The organism is Allosphingosinicella sp. (genome assembly GCF_036570505.1).
Lineage (GTDB): Bacteria > Pseudomonadota > Alphaproteobacteria > Sphingomonadales > Sphingomonadaceae > Allosphingosinicella.
This window is the reverse complement of the sequence record NZ_DATCYB010000055.1, coordinates 1-16,845: the sequence shown is the minus strand read 5'-3', so window position 1 is coordinate 16,845 and position 16,845 is coordinate 1. Positions and strand designations below refer to the sequence as shown.

14 protein-coding genes and 1 pseudogene are annotated in these 16,845 nt (G+C 64.9%); 13 read left to right on the top strand and 2 right to left on the bottom strand.

Features of this window, described 5'->3' with window-relative positions:
* Positions 1–822: 822 nt before the first annotated feature.
* The 3 genes from VIR62_RS05895 to VIR62_RS05885 are packed head-to-tail and all read left to right on the top strand — an operon-like array spanning position 823 to position 3,313.
* Entirely contained in the window at positions 823–1,944 is a 1,122-nt protein-coding gene (locus VIR62_RS05895) for a Fic family protein (RefSeq protein ID WP_431869506.1), read from the top strand.
* Between the two features lie 44 nt (positions 1,945–1,988).
* Positions 1,989–2,684 carry a hypothetical protein gene (locus tag VIR62_RS05890; protein WP_431869504.1) on the top strand — a complete coding sequence of 232 codons (696 nt, stop codon included), beginning with the start codon at positions 1,989–1,991 and terminating at the stop codon, positions 2,682–2,684.
* 20 nt (positions 2,685–2,704) lie between these two features.
* Positions 2,705–3,313: a hypothetical protein gene (locus VIR62_RS05885; RefSeq protein WP_431869503.1), complete on the top strand. Its 609-nt coding sequence runs from the start codon at positions 2,705–2,707 to the stop codon at positions 3,311–3,313.
* Positions 3,314–3,334: 21 nt separating this feature from the next.
* Here the strand turns inward: VIR62_RS05885 and VIR62_RS05880 are convergent, their stop codons facing one another.
* Positions 3,335–4,492 carry a hypothetical protein gene (locus VIR62_RS05880; protein WP_431869501.1) on the bottom strand — a complete coding sequence of 386 codons (1,158 nt, stop codon included), beginning with the start codon at positions 4,490–4,492 and terminating at the stop codon, positions 3,335–3,337.
* Between the two features lie 789 nt (positions 4,493–5,281).
* On the opposite strand from VIR62_RS05880, the gene VIR62_RS05875 reads away from it, so the two are divergent.
* The 10 genes from VIR62_RS05875 (at position 5,282) to hutH (ending at position 16,241) form a co-directional block, all read left to right on the top strand.
* Positions 5,282–5,602, top strand: coding sequence for a DUF736 domain-containing protein (locus VIR62_RS05875; RefSeq protein ID WP_431869499.1), 321 nt, complete (start codon positions 5,282–5,284; stop codon positions 5,600–5,602).
* Between the two features lie 165 nt (positions 5,603–5,767).
* Positions 5,768–5,992 carry a helix-turn-helix transcriptional regulator gene (locus tag VIR62_RS05870; RefSeq protein ID WP_431869497.1) on the top strand — a complete coding sequence of 75 codons (225 nt, stop codon included), beginning with the start codon at positions 5,768–5,770 and terminating at the stop codon, positions 5,990–5,992.
* Complete coding sequence (locus VIR62_RS05865; RefSeq protein ID WP_431869495.1) at positions 5,985–6,563, top strand: S26 family signal peptidase; 579 nt, start codon at positions 5,985–5,987, stop codon at positions 6,561–6,563. The genes VIR62_RS05870 and VIR62_RS05865 overlap by 8 nt, the downstream gene beginning before the upstream one ends.
* Positions 6,551–7,159: a lytic transglycosylase domain-containing protein gene (locus VIR62_RS05860; RefSeq protein WP_431869493.1), complete on the top strand. Its 609-nt coding sequence runs from the start codon at positions 6,551–6,553 to the stop codon at positions 7,157–7,159. Before VIR62_RS05865 ends, VIR62_RS05860 begins: the two co-directional genes overlap by 13 nt.
* Positions 7,160–7,514: 355 nt before the next feature.
* Positions 7,515–7,832: a hypothetical protein gene (locus VIR62_RS05855; protein WP_431869491.1), complete on the top strand. Its 318-nt coding sequence runs from the start codon at positions 7,515–7,517 to the stop codon at positions 7,830–7,832.
* Between the two features lie 252 nt (positions 7,833–8,084).
* Positions 8,085–9,173 (top strand): IS110 family transposase, encoded by a 1,089-nt coding sequence (locus VIR62_RS05850; protein WP_431869508.1) that lies wholly within the window; start codon positions 8,085–8,087, stop codon positions 9,171–9,173.
* 539 nt (positions 9,174–9,712) lie between these two features.
* Positions 9,713–11,692, top strand: coding sequence for a relaxase/mobilization nuclease RlxS (gene rlxS, locus VIR62_RS05845; RefSeq protein ID WP_431869489.1), 1,980 nt, complete (start codon positions 9,713–9,715; stop codon positions 11,690–11,692).
* A gap of 273 nt (positions 11,693–11,965) precedes the next feature.
* Positions 11,966–12,715 (top strand): histidine utilization repressor, encoded by a 750-nt coding sequence (gene hutC, locus VIR62_RS05840; RefSeq protein ID WP_431869487.1) that lies wholly within the window; start codon positions 11,966–11,968, stop codon positions 12,713–12,715.
* A gap of 311 nt (positions 12,716–13,026) precedes the next feature.
* Positions 13,027–14,709 carry a urocanate hydratase gene (gene hutU, locus VIR62_RS05835; protein WP_431869485.1) on the top strand — a complete coding sequence of 561 codons (1,683 nt, stop codon included), beginning with the start codon at positions 13,027–13,029 and terminating at the stop codon, positions 14,707–14,709.
* Positions 14,706–16,241 carry a histidine ammonia-lyase gene (gene hutH / locus VIR62_RS05830; protein WP_431869483.1) on the top strand — a complete coding sequence of 512 codons (1,536 nt, stop codon included), beginning with the start codon at positions 14,706–14,708 and terminating at the stop codon, positions 16,239–16,241. The genes hutU and hutH overlap by 4 nt, the downstream gene beginning before the upstream one ends.
* A 132-nt stretch (positions 16,242–16,373) precedes the next feature.
* Here hutH and VIR62_RS05825 read toward each other — a convergent pair.
* Positions 16,374–16,845: pseudogene (locus VIR62_RS05825) on the bottom strand (PepSY domain-containing protein); the annotation flags it as partial.

The following is a 16,845-nucleotide window of genomic DNA, read 5'->3' as shown; positions in this document are numbered from 1 at the left end:
TTGCGGTGCCGGACCCCGAGGCCGAGCCGGAGGCGGTGCCGCTGGCGGCCTAATCCAGACGCGGGGCGGAAGTCGCCCAAGGTTCCAGCGGCGCGCAAGCGTCGCTGGAATTGCGGCGCAGGGGCGGAGGGCGGCCGCTCCGCTTTCTTCCGAACAGCCTGAAAATCGGGCCGCGCGCCCTCGCCCGGACGGGCTCGGGCGCGCGACTGCCGCCTGGCGGCGGCGTGTCACTCATCATCCTCAAGCGGCGTGTGCGTCGGTGCGGCGGTTACGGCGCCAAGGTTGTCTTCTATCCGGGGGCGAGATTGAGCCCGCTTCGGGCCAGCCCTCGATGCGAGGGGACGTCCTCCGCCGAAGTCCTTGTTCCATCCGGGATGATCGAGCCGGCTATGAGGCTTATTCCTGTTTCTGGCGACCAAGACATTTGCAGGCATGCGGCATTGACGTTACGGAATACCAGCCGCTCAGCTGGTCCTGTATGCGGTCGGGGCCGGAGGAAGGTTCCCCCCAACCTCCGGCCCGTCGACCTCCCCAACCTGTTAGACGCGCCTCCCGCGATCGCTGCATGGGAGGGGCTGGCGCTACCGCGTTCGATCAGGAGTGCCGCACGAGACGGAGACCGGCTCAGTGCGCACACGGCAGATCAAGGTCGCCTTTATCTCCTTCGGCTTACGCGCAGCTACTCCCAGATCGGATCCGTAGCGCCTCGGTCCTTGGAACTTTGCGGCGATTCTCGCCTCTATTCTCCGCACCTTATACGGCGAATACTTCTTGAGCATGCGGAGATTAGTCGGCATATTCGCCGCAAGGAGTGCGGTGAATATGCCTGACTATATCCACGACCGGGACGATTGGCCGGCCTTTTGCTGGAGCGCCGAGCGGCTGACGGAGCCGTTGGCCGCGGTCGCTCGGCGGCAAGGTCGGTTCGCTGGGCGCATGGAGGCGCTGGGCTTCCGCCTGCGAGAAGAGGCCGTCCTGGAAACCCTCACCGAAGATGTGTTGAAATCGAGCGAGATCGAGGGCGAGATCCTCGACAAGGACCAAGTGCGCTCCTCTATCGCACGGCGCCTGGGCATGGACATCGGCGGCCTTGTGCCCGCCGACCGCGATGTCGAGGGCGTTGTCGAAATGATGCTCGACGCCACCCAGCGCTATGACCAGCCGCTGACGGACGAGCGTCTGTTCGCTTGGCACGCGGCGCTGTTTCCCACGGGCCGCAGCGGTATGACCAAGATTACGGTGGGCGCCTGGCGTCCCGAAGAGGCGGGGCCGATGCAGGTGGTTTCGGGGCCGATCGGCCGCGAAAAAGTCCATTACCAAGCGCCTGAGGCCGGACGACTCGACGCGGAGATGCGGGCTTTCCTCGACTGGTTCGAGGGCGAGCGCGGCATCGACCCCGTCCTCAAGGCCGGGCTCGCCCATCTGTGGTTCGTGACCATCCACCCGTTCGAGGATGGGAACGGCCGGATCGCGCGCGCCATCGCGGACATGAGCCTGGCGCGCTCGGACGAGAGCCCACAGCGTTTCTACAGCATGTCGGCGCAGATCCGGCAGGAGCGGAAGGTCTATTACGACCTGCTCGAGCGCACGCAGAAGGGCGACCTCGACATCACGCCGTGGCTGGAGTGGTTTCTAGCCTGCCTGGACCGGGCGTTCGACGGCGCGGAAGCCACTCTCGGGACAGTCCTGCGCAAGGCGCACTTCTGGGAAACCCATGGGGGAGAGGTCTTCAACGATCGCCAGCGCAAGGTGCTGAACCGGCTGCTGGATGGGTTCGAGGGCAAGCTGACGACATCGAAATGGGCGGCGCTGGCCAAGACCTCGCCCGACACCGCGCTACGCGACATCACCGACCTGGTCGGACGCGGCGTCCTGGTGAGGGATCCCGGCGGCGGCCGCAGCACGAGCTATTCGCTGGCCGAAGCGGCAGAAGAGGCCCGATAACCTAGCGGTGGACCCCGGGCGGGGATCGTTCCAAGCTTCACCGCATGGACTTAAGCAACAGAGAGATCGCTACCCTCTTCTGGTTCGCCGCCCTATTCGGATTCGCCGCCTTGAAAGGGGTCGGCGGCTCCTTTCTGGCCCTCGTCCGGGCGTTTCTCGCACCCAAGGTCGTTGGGCCCTTCCTGTTGATGGTGGCGTACACGGTGCTCTGCGCCTGGCTGCTGTCGCTCGTGCAACTATGGACGTGGGCCAACCTCAAGACGACGATCCTCTGGATCGGAGCGTTCGCCTTCGTCGCCATGTTCAATGCGGCGCAGAGGCGACCGAAAGAACATCCGGTCCGCTGGATAGCCGCAGAGACGTTGACGGTCACCGCGATTGTTCTCTTCCTCGCCGACAGCTTCAGCTTTCCCTTCTGGGCCGAGCTGGCGCTGGTGCCGCTCGTCATGATTGTCGCTGGAATGCAGGTGATAGTCGACCGTAACGCCAAGACGGCCGTCCTGAAGACGCCGCTGGCCTTCGTGATGGGCCTTTTCACCCTGCTGATCGTCGGCAACGGCCTCCATGGCGCGGTGACCGACTTCACCGAATTCGCGAGCCTTCACACAGCTCGCGAGTTCGCCGTGCCGATCCTGCTGTCCTTCCTGTTCCTGCCCTTCCTTCTGATCTTCGGGGCGGTCGTCGATTATGAGACCGCCCTCACCTCGCTGTCGTTCCGGAATATCGACCGAAACTGCTGAGGTATGGCGCCCGGCGGGCGGTGTTCGCCTTCGGTTTGAGCCGGGACTATGTGCAGCGCTGGAAGCGCCGCATGACGCTGGACGAGCCGACCGACCGGGCGGGCGTGGACGCCGTCATCCGGGAGCTGCGCGAGGTCCGGAAGCGCGAGCGCCATCCGCCGGCCATCTCGCCGGACGCCGGCTGGTCGCCCTACGCCGCCCAGGCCTTTCTCGCCGATCAGGACTTGGTGGCGCGCGACTATCACCGCTCCTTCGACGAATGGTTCGCGCAAGCCGAGCCGCGCCGCTTCAAGACGGGGATCTTCGACAGCACGATGACCTACTCCCTCACTGGAAACGCCCTGGCCGCGACTCGGCTCAAGCTGGCGCTGGACGCGCGGTTCCCCGGAGACACTGACGGCGTGGACCGCCTGTTCTATGAGTTCGCAGAGACGCTGTTGCACCACGCTAACGGCGAAGATGCTCGAGCGGTCGTGGCGGCGCTCGCGGCCGAAGGACGCGGCGAGCACCAGTTCAACGGGTTCCGCATCGTGCTGGCCCGGAACGCTTGGGGCGACGAAAAGATGGGCGGATACGGCCGGCGGTTCGTGATCTGCCATCCGGCCGATAACGGCCAAGGGGACTATTAGGACCGCAGCTCTCCGCAGGCCTCACGAGGCTCCCGCGAATAAGAAGCTGTCGAGGCGCTTCTCGCTAGCTGGTCGGAATGGATTGACCTGGGCGAGCCGCGCCTCCATCTCCGGGTTCGGCTCCCAAGGCAGCTCGATCAGGCTCCAGTCGATCTGGAAATATTCCCCGTCCTTCGAGATTTGGATGCCGAGGCCTTTCCCGACCTTGGCGTCGTACATCGCCGCGTAGGTGAGATTCTTCAGGCTCTTGGTCCGGGCTTTCTCCCCATCGGGTCCGGTCGCGAGTATGTCCGGATGGAAGGGCGTGATCATGAACGTGCAGCCCGTGTCCGGGAACGTCAGCCGGAAGGGTTGCGTGAAGCCGCCTTCCCGCGCCGTTTCCAGGGACATCATGAAGCGCAGCTTGATCTCGCGCCATACGGAGCGCGGCACGCGCGCGAACTCCAGCATGATGCGGTAATAGTCGTACGGCCGGTCGGACCGCTCGATATGATCGTGCAGGTTGCCGATCAGCGGCGAGAGGTTGAAGGCCTCGTGGTCTTGGACGAAGCGTCGCAGGCTTTCCCGGGAACTGGATGAAGGAGCCTCCTCCTCTGACAGGAAGGCGCCCATGATGTCGGACTCGTCAATCTTCGGATCGTCGATCCCAGGCGCGACCTGTTCGCGGTAGGCGAAATACCGGCGAATGTCCTCCGGCACGCGCAGCTTCTCCAAGACGCCGAGGTAGTCGTGCGCCGCGATCACGTGAATGAAGCCGGCGGTTCTGCTAATGTAATGGCGGCTGTGCCAGCACTCCTCAGGTAGGGCGTCGCCAGGCAGATAGGTGACGATCTTGATGATGTCGGTGAGTTCCTGCCGGCGGATATCGAAGGCGTGGCCACGCTCGTTGACGATACGGATCTCCGGATGCTCGTCCATGAAGCGCAGCGTGTCGCGCACTTGCCGGGTCGCCTTACCGAGCACCTTGTTCCGGAACCAGGCCCGCTCGGCAGCAGGGTAGCGCGTTCCGCCTTCGCGCTCCTTCAGTTGAAGGATGAAAGCGAAGTCGCCGAGCCAGACGATGTTGTCTGCGAGTTCAAGCTCCTGGCCGGGCCTCGGGGCGAACTTGGTCTCGGCGAAGGTGAATTCACGCCAGAAGGCCAGACTATTCAGCTCCGCCACATACTCTTCGAGGGTCATCCGCTCTGTCCGGCTCTCCGCACCTGCGGGGTCGCAGGTCAAGCAACGGAGAGCTACAGATGGTTCGCGGACCCTCTCCGGTCAACAATCGTGCGGCCGTCAGGTCCGGGGATAAACTGCAGCGCTATCAGGAGTGCGATCGCCAGCGACATCGCGTCGACACCACGGGCTCCACTTGAGATCGTTGGCTATACGCGCCCACTCCTGTTGCCGGCCATGCTGATCAAGGACATCTATATCGAACGAATCCGGCGCGACGATCAGGGCTCCCTCCGGGTCGTGGTAGAGAGCGCCTGCGGCGTGCGGCGCATTGCCTCCAGGCGGCGGACATGGGTTTCGGCGAAGGCTTTGGTGGCTCAGGGAGCGTGAGCGAGGTGAGGTCGACGCTGTAGTGACCGCCATGCGCGGCGGCGATTTCAGCCACAGTGAGATCGACTGCCCGAGCCGGCCAGTTCGCCGCGATGCGGACCGCCCGGCCTTCGCGATCGGCGCCGGCGAGTCAAACCGAAACACGGCCGGCCGTCCCAATAGGGCCCGCCCGCACCGCTTCCGGCTCGTGGGGCGCATGACCTGGAACGGTCGCGGCTTCCGCAAAACCATCGCCTTTCGGCTTATTTCCCCGCCCGTGTGCCACGGGCTCCTCGCGGTCGCTTACGCTTCAAATAAGCCTTTGGCTCCGGTCCTCCGCTGATCGCTTCGGCCTTCGGTTCGCGGCGGCCGCATCTACCGTCCCTTAGGTCCGCCATCGCCCGGAAACGGTTCGGGGCGAGCATCTCAAGGAGACGAACAATGTCCGCAATCGGTTATGTCACTCGCAACGGCGACGGCTTCAAGGGCCAGCTCAAGACCCTCTCCATCCGCACCGACATCGAGATCGTGCCCAACGCGCGCAAGTCGCACGACCGCCAGCCCGACTACCGAGTAATGGCGAACGGGGTCGAGGTCGGCGCCGCCTGGAACCGGCGCAGCGAAACCACGGGCAACGACTATGTGTCGCTGTCCCTCGCCGCTCCCGAGTTCGGGCCGCGCCGGCTCTACGCCAATCTCGGCCGTGCCGCCGGCCAGGACGACGACGACGCCTTCGCGATCATCTGGAACCCCGCCGACTGACGGCGAAGCGGCTCCCGCGCCCGTCATCGGGCGCGGGAGTTTCGCTCTCATGGGGGATCGATTTTGAGGAGGTGCCGTTTTCGACCCTCCCCGAGGCGTCCCTTGGCGGCCAGACCCGCTGGTGAAAGTGGCGCAGGTTCGCGGCCGCTCTAACGGGACCAGCCGATGGACGACACCGCCAGGCGCGCGCAGGCAGCGCGCGAGACCTGCCCATTTCTCACCGCCAAGCAGGCCGCCTTCCATCTCGGCCTGTCGCTGACCGCGCTGAAGGAGATGCGAGCGCGCGGCACCGGACCTTTGTGCCGGCTGCACGGCCGCACCTGGCGCTATCATATCGACGATATCGAGGCATGGTCGAAGGCGCGCGCGAAGGGCGGCGGTCATGGCTGAGCGCAGCGACCTCCCGCTGTTCGATTGGGACGAACGCCGGCGGCAGCGGAAGGCTGCCCAGGGCGCGGCGCGGCGGCGCGCGCTGCTCATGATCGGGGCCGTCGCCTCTATTGGGCTCTGCGCGACGATCACGACTAAGCCGCGCCCGCGGCTCGTCTGGAATGCGAGCGCCAGCGCTCCGGTCGGCCTTTACCATGTGACCGCCGGAACCGAGCTTCGCCGCGGCGATATGGTGATTGCCTGGCTGCCGGAGGCGGCTCGTCAATTCGCCGCCCGACGCCGCTATCTGCCCGCCAACGTGCCGCTGGTGAAGCGAGTCGCGGCGGTAGCCGGCGATTCTGTTTGCGCGATTGGCCCCGCAATTAGCATCAACGGCGCGAGAGTTGCCGAGCGGCGGCGCTTCGACGGCCAGGGACTAGTTCTGCCCTGGTGGCAAGGCTGCGCCGCGCTTCGCAAGGACGAACTGTTCCTGCTTATGGCAAACGCCGTCGACTCATTCGATGGGCGCTATTTCGGGCCGACCGGGCGCGAGGACGTTGTCGGCGAGGCGTATTTCCTATGGCCACGCTGATCCGCATCGCGCTCCTCGCCGCGCTCATCGTCGCGGCGCCGGCGAACGCCGATCCGGTGCAGCGGTGGCGCCCGTTTATCGCCGAAGCCTCGGCGCGGTTCGGCATACCCGCCGCCTGGATCGAGCGAGTCATGCGCGCCGAGAGCGGCGGCCGGACGCGTCTTCACGGGGAGCCGATCACCAGCTGGGCCGGAGCCATGGGACTGATGCAGCTGATGCCGGGCACTTGGGCAGAGCTCAGTGTCGCGCACGATTTGGGTTCCGATCCGCACGATCCGCGCAACAATATCCTTGCCGGCACGGCTTATCTGCGCGCGATGTACGACCGCTTCGGCTACCCCGGCCTCTTCGCGGCCTATCATGCGGGGCCGGGCCGCTATGCGGCGCATTTAAGGAGCGGGCAGCCCTTACCCAGCGAGACGCGCGCCTATCTGGCGGCGGTCGCGGACGATGCGCCCGATCGCGCAAGAATGACGCCCATCGAGACGGCCAACACGATCTTCGCCGTGCGAAGAAGCCTTGATGAGCGGCCGCGCCCGCCATGCTCCGAAGCGCGCCCCGCCAACAGGCTCTTCGTTCCGCTTGAGCGCGACTAATGCGCTCGACAGGCAGCGTCGGACGTGTCTCCCACGTCGAGACCTTTTCACCAACGGTGGTGGGGCTCGCCTCGGATCGTCCCATCATGGCGGCTGCCGAGGCGGCTGATCAAGGCCGGCGGCCCCTCCAATTTTGCCGCGAGATGGTGCGCGCCTGGCGCGCGAGTCTGTTCGTTTCAGCGCAACAAAATCGGCTCCTCCGCCGCCGCTTCGCGGTGCCGCCGCAGGCGGCGGCAGCCCTGACAGCCATCTCGCCACCCGCCGGCCAGAGGTTGTCCTCGATGGGAGGATGTTCACGAACAGGAGGTTTCAAGTGACCATATTTCAACCAATCGCAGCGGCATCGGATCGCGTGATGGCGGCACTCAAAGCGGGGCTCGAAATCGAATTCGGGCACGGCGCCGGAGAGGCGCTGGCGCCTCAATTTCTTGCCGCGGAGGAGGCGGATTTCCGCTGGGATGCGCGGGTCGAGGAGCGCTGGCTCGGAGGCTATGAAGCGTGGGACGAGGAGGATGTTATGCTCGATCGGATCGCGATCTGCGGACAGCTCAATGGCGAATGGTTCATGGCCACGGTGATCGTCGATGGCAACGGCAATGCGCAGGAAATGCTGGGATGCCGCGCCTTCGAGAGCGCATCGATGGCGCACGAAGCGCTGATAGCGGCGCATTGAATAGCCGTAGCGCAGCCGGGACACGGTGCGGACAGCGCCGGTCCCGGCATCTTCTTGCCTCGGCTCGCTCGCGTTGAAGTGAAGGGACGCGGAGAGGAGGCGGAATTGCGAGTGAGAGTGCGTAATGCCGAGGTAATTGGGCACGACGAACTGCTCACCTTGCTGGTGCCCGAAACTGGCGCATCCGCGTGTCAGCCTGGCGTTTCCCGTGCATCTAAGGCGCGGGTGGCGGGGCAGCGCAGGAGGACGCGAATGGACTGTTTTGCCGGACTGGATGTGTCGATCGACGAGACCGCGATCTGTGTCGTCAACGCGGCTGGGCAAGTGATGATGACGGCATCGGTGCCGACCGATCCCGGTTCGATCGCCACCGCCCTGGCGCCGTACCGACACCAGCTTCGCCGCGTCGGTCACGAGGCCGGCGCGCTGGCGCCGTGGCTGCACCCGGCGCTCAAGGAGCAGGGCGTTCCGATCGTCTGTCTGGAGACCCGTCATGTCCGCGCGGCGATGTCGGCGCAGCGCAACAAGACCGACGCGACCGATGCGCTCGGCCTTGCGCACATCATGCGAACCGGCTGGTTCCGGGCCGCGCATATCAAGACCGAAGCCTGCTACCGGGTGCGGCTGCTGCTGGTCCAGCGGCGCAATCTGAAGCGCAAGTTCCTCGATCTCGAGAACACCATCCGCCACTCATTGAAGGCGTTCGGAGTGCGCCTCAACAAGATCGGCCGCCGTCGCTTCGACCAGGCCGTGCGCGACGCGGTGGCCAACGATCAGCTCTCGGCCGGGCTGATGGACTGCATGCTGCGGGCCCGCGCGGCGCTGTGGGCGGAGTATGTGAAGCTGCACAAGCTGGTAATCCGGATCGTCGCCCACGACGAGCTCTGCCGGCGCTTCATGGCGATCCCCGGCGTCGGCCCGGTGACGGCGTTGACCTTCGCCACGGCGATCGACGATCCGCGGCGGTTCCGACGCTCACGCGATGTCGCCGCCTACTTCGGCCTGACCTCGAAACGATGGCAGTCGGGCAGCTCGATCGATGTCCAGGGCCGCATCAGCAAGGCCGGCGATCCCGATGTCCGGCACGCGCTCTACGAGGCGGCGAACTGCCTGCTGCACCGCTACAAGAAGCCCGACCGCATCAAGGAATGGGGGCTGAGCCTCGCCAGGAAGAAGTGCCACAACCAGGCGTGCGTCGCGATCGCGCGCAAGCTGGCCGTGGTCATGCACGCGATGTGGACAGACGGAACAGCCTATGACGGCGGACCGGGAAGCGTGCCCACCGAGCCCGTCAGCAAGCTCTGTCACCGCGAAGCCCAGACGCTCGGAGCAGCCGTGTGAGCATCGCTTTATCACCCCCCAACCCAACGGAGATCCGCGCCTGAGCGGATGAGGACTGGTGCAGATCTTGGAACCGGGAAGCACGATATCTTGCCTGTGGCCGACACCCGTCGGACCACGCTCGAATGCCTGTGATGTGGCCCCGGCAATCCGACGTCGACATGCATCGCGCGAGCTTCCACGCCGCCCCAACGCGGCCCTTCATGCCCGCGCTGAATGCGGAAGAGTGCACGGCGCACCAGGACTCGCAGCCCGCCCGCGGCGACCGTTCAGATGTTGCGAAGAAGGAGAAGTCGGATGGACAACGCCCTAGGGACTGGCCCAATTAAGAGGGCAAGATAAAGCAACGGCACCCCCGAGGCCGTAACTTATTGTCTGCACATCATTTTAGTTGAGATTGGACCGGCACCGCCGGGTTTTGGGCAGTGCCGGTCGCAGCGCAAGCCCAGGTTTTCTGCCGCGATAGACGGCACCGGTTTTCCAACCGCATGTGCCGCGCCATGTCGTTTGCGAACACGGCAAAAGTGGAGGACGGGCCAGTGGCCAACGAAGAGAGTTTCGAGCCGCGTCTCGGGCGGATGCGCGCCAAGGGCGGCAAGCGCGGCCGCAAATATCTCCACCGCGTGCTCGCCGCCGCCAATCTCGCGCGCGGCGGCGCCTTTTCAGCAGCCGCACGGCGCGGCTTTTCCGGAAGCCGGATGGGGCGCGGCGGCGGGGTCGGTCGAGTGCTCGCCAGCCGCGATGCTTATGCCGCCTATCGGGCGCGCCGGGTCATCATCAAATCGCGCATCGTCAAGCTCGCCGGAAAGGGCGCCGCCGGAGCCGCCGCGCATCTGCGCTACATCCAGCGCGACGGGACCACGCGCGATGGCGCGCCGGGACAGCTTTACGACGCCGGGGAAGAGGGCGTCGACGGCAAGGCGTTCCTCGACCGCGGCCAAGGCGATCGCCATCAGTTCCGCTTCATCGTCTCGGCCGAGGACGGCGATCAATATAACGATCTCAAGCCGCTCACCCGGCGGCTGATGGCGCGAGTCGAAGCCGATCTCGGAACGCGGCTCGACTGGGTCGCGGTCGATCATTTCAACACCGGCCACCCGCATACCCATATCATGGTGCGCGGCCGTGACGATCGCGGCCGCGACCTCGTCATCGCCCGCGACTATCTGACCGCCGGCATGCGCGAGCGCGCCGCCGAGCTGGTCGATCTCGATCTCGGACCGCGCGACGACCGCGCGATCGAGGCGCGGCTGCGCGCCGAGATCGATCAGGAACGGCTGACCGGGATCGACCGCCGGCTGCTCGCCGGGATGGATGCCGACAGGATCGTGTCGTCGGCCGCCCGCCGTCCGTTCGAGCAGAGCCTGAGAGCGGGGCGCCTGGCACGGCTCGCGCGCATGGGCCTGGCGGAGGACATCGGACGCGGCGCGTGGCGGCTCGCCGATGGCTTGGAAGAGACGCTGCGACGGATGGGCGAGCGCGGCGACATCATCCGCACGATGCAGCGCGCCTTTGCTGGGCGCGGCGATGCCCCGGCGCCTGCCGACCGGGTGATCTACGACCCTTCCGTTTCTGGCGCGCGGGGGTTGGTCGGCCGCGTCGTCGAGCGCGGCCTGTCGGACGAACTGCGCGACCGGCATTATCTGATCGTCGAGGCGACCGACGGCCGTACCCATTATGTCGACATCGGGCGCGGCGATGCGCTCGCGCCGCTGGCCACCGATACGGTGATCCGGATCGCGCCGGTGGCGCGCGGGCCAAGGCCGGCCGATCGCACCATCGTCGCGGTCGCCGAGGGCAATGCCGGACGCTATTCGGTCGACGCGCATCTGACGCACGATCCCTCGGCAACCGAAGCGTTCGCCGAGACGCATGTTCGCCGCCTCGAAGCGATGCGGCGCGCAGGGCTCGCGATCCGCGAACCCGATGGAAGCTGGTCGATCGCGGCGGACCATCTCGACCAGGTGTCGCGCTACGAGGCAGGCCGCGCGCGCGAGGCGCCGGTGCGCGTCGAACTGCTGTCTTCTCGGCCGATCGAGCAACTGGTCGGCGCCGATGCCGTCACCTGGCTCGATCGCGAGCTGGTCGCCGATACATCCGAGCCGTTGCGCGAAAGCGGATTCGGCGCTGCGGTCCGGGATGCCCAGGCACGCCGCCGGCAATGGCTGATCGCGCAGGGGTTTGCCGTCGAGACGAATGGCGCCGTTCGCTACCGATCCGACATGCTGCCGGCGCTCCAGCGCCGAGAGTTGTTGCGCAATGCCGGGCAGCTCTCCGACGAACTCGGCATGGGCTTTGTCGAGACGTGCCCAGGCGAGCAGATTGAGGGCGTACTGCGTCGGCCGGTCGAGCTTGCGAGTGGCCGCTATGCGCTCATTGCGAAAGCGAAGGAATTTACGTTAGTGCCATGGCGGCCGGTGCTCGATCGGCACGTGGGAAAGTCAGTCGCCGGGATCATGCGCGAAGGGGACGTAAGCTGGTCCATCGGCCGCGGGCGACGTGGCCCGTCTGTCGGATGAGCGCCGCTAGCGGACCGGAACGCCTGCGTGCATAGTGGGCCGGGCATTAGCCCCAATGATGCTGCATCCGGCCACGCTATCCCATCGCTAGCTCGCCACCTTCTCCAGGTGGGCCGCGAAGATCCTGGGAGCGCGGAAGCGCTCTTTGCCATCAAATTTTAGCGAAGTTGATGGTGTGAAGGAAGCTGGTTTCTGAGATCGGTCATACCTGCTAACTAGCATATACATATATAGAAGAAGTGGGGTCGCCGCGAGGCGTGGGGGACGGGTTCAATGGCTACGGCAGCGTACAAAGGCAGGTTTGACATCAACGAACGAGCTCCAGAGCCTCGATATGTCGCGATCAAACAGTATGTGCTGCACGCGATAAGCAGCGGGGAATTGAAGCCAGGAGACAGGCTGCAGTCCGAGGCCGAACTGGTGCAACAGTTTGGGGTGTCGCGAATGACCGCGAGCCGAGCCCTTCGCGAACTCCAGAACGCCGGCATCATCGTCCGTTTGCCCGGGGTGGGTTCGTTCATCGCGGAGCCGCCCCGCCAAGGCCATATCATTGCTATACGTAACATCGCCGATGAGATCCGCTCCCGGGGGCATGAATATCACGCCAAAGTGGTCCAGAACGTTGGCGAAAAGGCCCATCGAAAGACGGCGGCGTTGTTGGGAGTGGGAGTCGGCACACCGATTTTCCACTCTCTCATCGTCCACCATGAAGCAGGCCTGCCGATCCAGCTTGAGGAGCGGTTCGTCCTCGCCTCAGCCGCTCCCGATTACGGCAAGATGGATTTTTCCCAACAGACGCCGAACGAGTATCTCGTCAAGATCGCACCCCTCGAAAGGGTGGACCATACGGTGCGAGCCTTGATGCCTGATACCAAGGCTCGCGACCTTCTTAACATGAAGGAAGGCGAACCGGCGCTCCTTTTGATACGACAGACTTGGAGCAGGTCGAGGCTCGTATCTTACGCGCGCCTCATCCACCCCGGCTCCAGGTTCGAATTCAGCGACACGTTCACGGTCGACTGAACCCCTCACAACGAGCCGACACCCGCCGGAAGCGTCATGCTTGGCGGCGCGTGAACTTCGCGTGCCGAACGTTCTCATGCTGTCTGCTCTTGTCACTCTCTTGGCCTAGATATAGACATGTCTATACAGGTTGTGACTCGCTGCGGTTGGACGACGGGCGCTTCCTGACGGGAGGGTTATTTTCCGCGAGGCGGTGTTCATGGGCGGCGGCGCGGCCGAAGCACCTGATCTCGGGCCCGGACAGTCTTTCGATAGAAAAAGCAGAAGGGCGAGTGAAGCTCGGTGCTCGTCGCCTACAAAGGAGAAGGTAATTGGCTCGTAGTGATGATCTTCCCAATCGCCCGGTTGTGAAGGCTCCCCGAGGCGTAGAACTGTCAGCAAAGTCTTGGCTGACGGAAGCGCCTCTCCGCATGCTTATGAATAACTTGGATCCCGAGGTCGCTGAGCGTCCTGAGGATCTCGTCGTTTATGGAGGCATCGGGAAGGCCGCCCGCAACTGGGAAGCGTTCGAAAACATCGTCTCGGCCCTCAAGCGCCTTGAGAGCGACCAGACGCTGCTCGTCCAGTCCGGAAAGCCCGTCGGCGTCTTCAGGACGCATACCGACGCGCCTCGCGTGCTCATCGCCAACTCCAACCTGGTGCCGCACTGGGCAACCTGGGACAAATTCAGTGAACTCGATCGTGCCGGACTGATGATGTACGGCCAGATGACCGCCGGCCCCTGGATCTACATTGGCAGCCAGGGCATCGTGCAGGGCACATACGAGACTTTCGTGGAGATGGGCCGGAAGCATTTCGGCGGCGACCTCTCCGGCCGGTGGATTCTGACGTCCGGCCTTGGCGGAATGGGCGGCGCCCAGCCGTTGGCGGCCAGTCTCGCGGGTGCCGCTTCGCTCTCGATCGAATGTCAGCCATCGCGGATCGAGAAGCGGATCGAGACCCGCTACCTCGACGTCGCGGTAGACACACTCGATGATGCCATGCTGCTCATCGAGGAAGCGGTAGAGCAGAAGCGGCCACTTTCAGTCGGGCTCCTGGGCAACGCGGCGGAGATCCTGCCGGAGATGGTCAGCCGTAATATGCGCCCGGATATCGTGACCGACCAGACCTCCGCGCATGATGTCGTGAACGGCTATCTTCCGGCCGGCTGGACCGTCGAGGAATGGGAGGACAAGCGGATCAGCAATCCCAAGGCTGTCGAGAAGGCCGCTCGTGCTTCGATAGCGACCCACGTATCGGCCATGCTCGACTGGTGGCGCATGGATGTTCCAGTGGTCGACTATGGGAATAATATCCGCCAGGTTGCCAAGGAAGAAGGTGTTGAGGACGCGTTTGCCTTCCCCGGCTTCGTCCCCGCCTATATCCGTCCTCTCTTCTGCCGGGGTGTCGGACCGTTCCGCTGGGTCGCGCTGTCCGGAGACCCGGAGGATATCTACAAGACCGACGCCGCCGTCAAAGCGCTGCTTCCTACCGATGCTCATCTCCACGATTGGCTCGACGAAGCGCGTGAGCGCATTGCGTTCCAGGGTCTACCGGCCCGCATCTGCTGGGTCGGGCTCGGCGACCGCCACCGGATCGGCCTGAAGTTCAACGAAATGGTCGCCTCGGGCGAGCTCAAGGGTCCGATCGTGATCGGCCGCGATCATCTGGACTCCGGCTCTGTCGCCAGCCCCAACCGCGAAACGGAAGCCATGCGAGACGGCTCGGACGCGGTTTCCGACTGGCCGCTGCTCAACGCCCTCCTCAACACTGCGAGCGGAGCCACCTGGGTCTCGCTCCACCATGGCGGCGGTGTGGGTATGGGCTTCTCACAACATTCCGGCATGGTCATCGTCTGCGATGGCACAGAGGACGCCGCCCGTCGCCTCGAGCGGGTGCTATGGAACGATCCCGCCACCGGCGTCATGCGTCACGCCGATGCCGGCTATGAAATCGCTCTCGATTGCGCGCGCGAAAGAGGCCTGGACCTGCCCTCGGTCGCTAGCCGCCGATGAAGACCGTTCATCTGGCTGAGCAGCCTGTCGATCTCGCGAAACTGCGGAGCGTCTGGTCTGCGCCGGTCCTGGTCAGCCTCTCCGCGGAGCGGTGGCGGGCGGTCGATGAGAGCGCTGAGGTCGTCGCGAAGCTGATCGAAGACGGCGAGACCGCCTATGGCGTCAACACTGGTTTCGGGCTGCTCGCCAGCACCCGCATCGACACCAGCCAGCTCGAGCAGCTGCAGCTCAATCTCGTCCTCAGCCATGCCGCCGGCATCGGCGATCCACTACCTGACGACATTGTTCGGCTGATCATCTTCCTGAAGGTTGTGGGCCTGTCTCGGGGCGCATCCGGGGTTCGGCGCGACGTATTGCATGCGCTCATCGGGCTGCTCGACAATCAGGTGACCCCACTCGTGCCGGCCAAGGGATCCGTCGGCGCCTCGGGGGACCTTGCGCCCCTGGCCCATATCGCCGCCACGCTGATCGGCATCGGGGAGGCCTTTCTCGCGGGTGTCAAAATGCCGGCCGCCGAAGCACTTCGGCGGGTCGGCCTTAAGCCCCTTTCGCTGGGGCCGAAGGAAGGGCTCGCGCTCCTGAATGGAACCCAGGTCTCAACGGCGCTGGCGCTCGCCGGCCTGTTTCAGGCGGAGCATGTTTTCGGCAGCGCATTGGTCGCCGGCGGCCTTTCCGTGGACGCCATGAAAGGATCGGACGCCCCGTTCGATCCACGCATTCATGAGATGCGCGGCCAAAAAGGCCAGATCGCCGTCGGCGGTGCACTTAGATGTCTCCTACAGGGCAGCGCCATTCGCGCCAGCCACTTGAAGAATGACAACCGTGTGCAGGATCCCTATTCGCTGCGCTGCCAGCCCCAGGTGATGGGAGCCTGCCTCGATGTTATCGAGGCTGTGGCCGCTACCCTGCTGATCGAGGCGAACGCCGTCAGCGACAATCCGTTGGTGTTCGCCGACAATGGGGACATCGTCTCTGGCGGGAACTTCCATGCGGAGCCGGTCGCGATCGCGGCGGATCAGCTCGCTATCGTCCTGGCAGAAATCGGATCGCTTTCGGAGCGCCGCACGGCCCTTCTCGTCGATCCGAAAATGAGCGGCCTGCCCGCCTTTCTGGTCCGCGACAGCGGCGTCAATTCGGGCTTCATGATCGCCCAAGTAACGGCGGCAGCGCTCGTGTCCGAGAACAAGCAACTTGCCCATCCGGCGAGCGTCGACTCCATTCCCACTTCGGCCAACCAGGAAGACCATGTCTCCATGGCCGCTCATGCAAGCCGTCGGCTCTTGGACATGGCTGAGAATGCGGCCGGGGTGGTCGGCGTGGAGCTCCTGGCCGCTGTGCAAGGCATCGACTTCCACAGGCCGCTCAGAAGCTCGACCGCGCTCGAGACAGCGCATGCGGCGGTCCGGTCCTTCGCGGACCATTGGGCCTCAGACCGCTATTTCGCTCCTGATTTGGCGGCCGCGTCGGAGTGCGTCCTCTCGGGCGGCCTTATCGCTCCCGTCGCTCATTTGCTGCCTTCTCAGAGGGCTTGAAGTTCGCGCTGGGCGCGGTCCCACGTGAAGCTCTACCCTCAAATTAAGAGGCGCCCGTTGTGGGGGTGACGGGCGCCTCAGCGGCAGCAACGGGGACCAAGCGGTCGCTGCCGATCTTATGTGTGGGATAACTCAGGCCTTCTCCCGGCCGAGGATCCAGCGAAACTCGCGACGCCTGAAGCTCTTGAACAGCAGGTAAAAGCCGGTGAAAGAAAGCCACAGCGCGCTGAAGCCCGCGAAGATGATCAGCGGATGGTTGAAGCTCGTCCGGTTCGCATAGTCCATGTTGTGGAGCATCCAGACGAAATCCCAGACGCGCCAGGTATCGGTGCGGTCGACGAGCGGCTGGCCGGTCTCGGCTGAGACATAGCTGCTGCTATTGTCCTCGTTCGCGAAATCGACCCTCCACATCGACCCCGAAAAATCCCGCGCCTCCAGTTTCGGCTCTTGAAGGAAAGTGACTTGCCTCACGGGAGCCTCGTGGTGATAGGCCGAGCGGGCGATCTCCGTTGCGAGCCGCTCGTCGATCGCCACCGGATCACCGGTTCGCGCGTCGAGGAGGCGCAAGCTGCCGCCGCTGCGAACTTCATAGATGGGCCGGTCG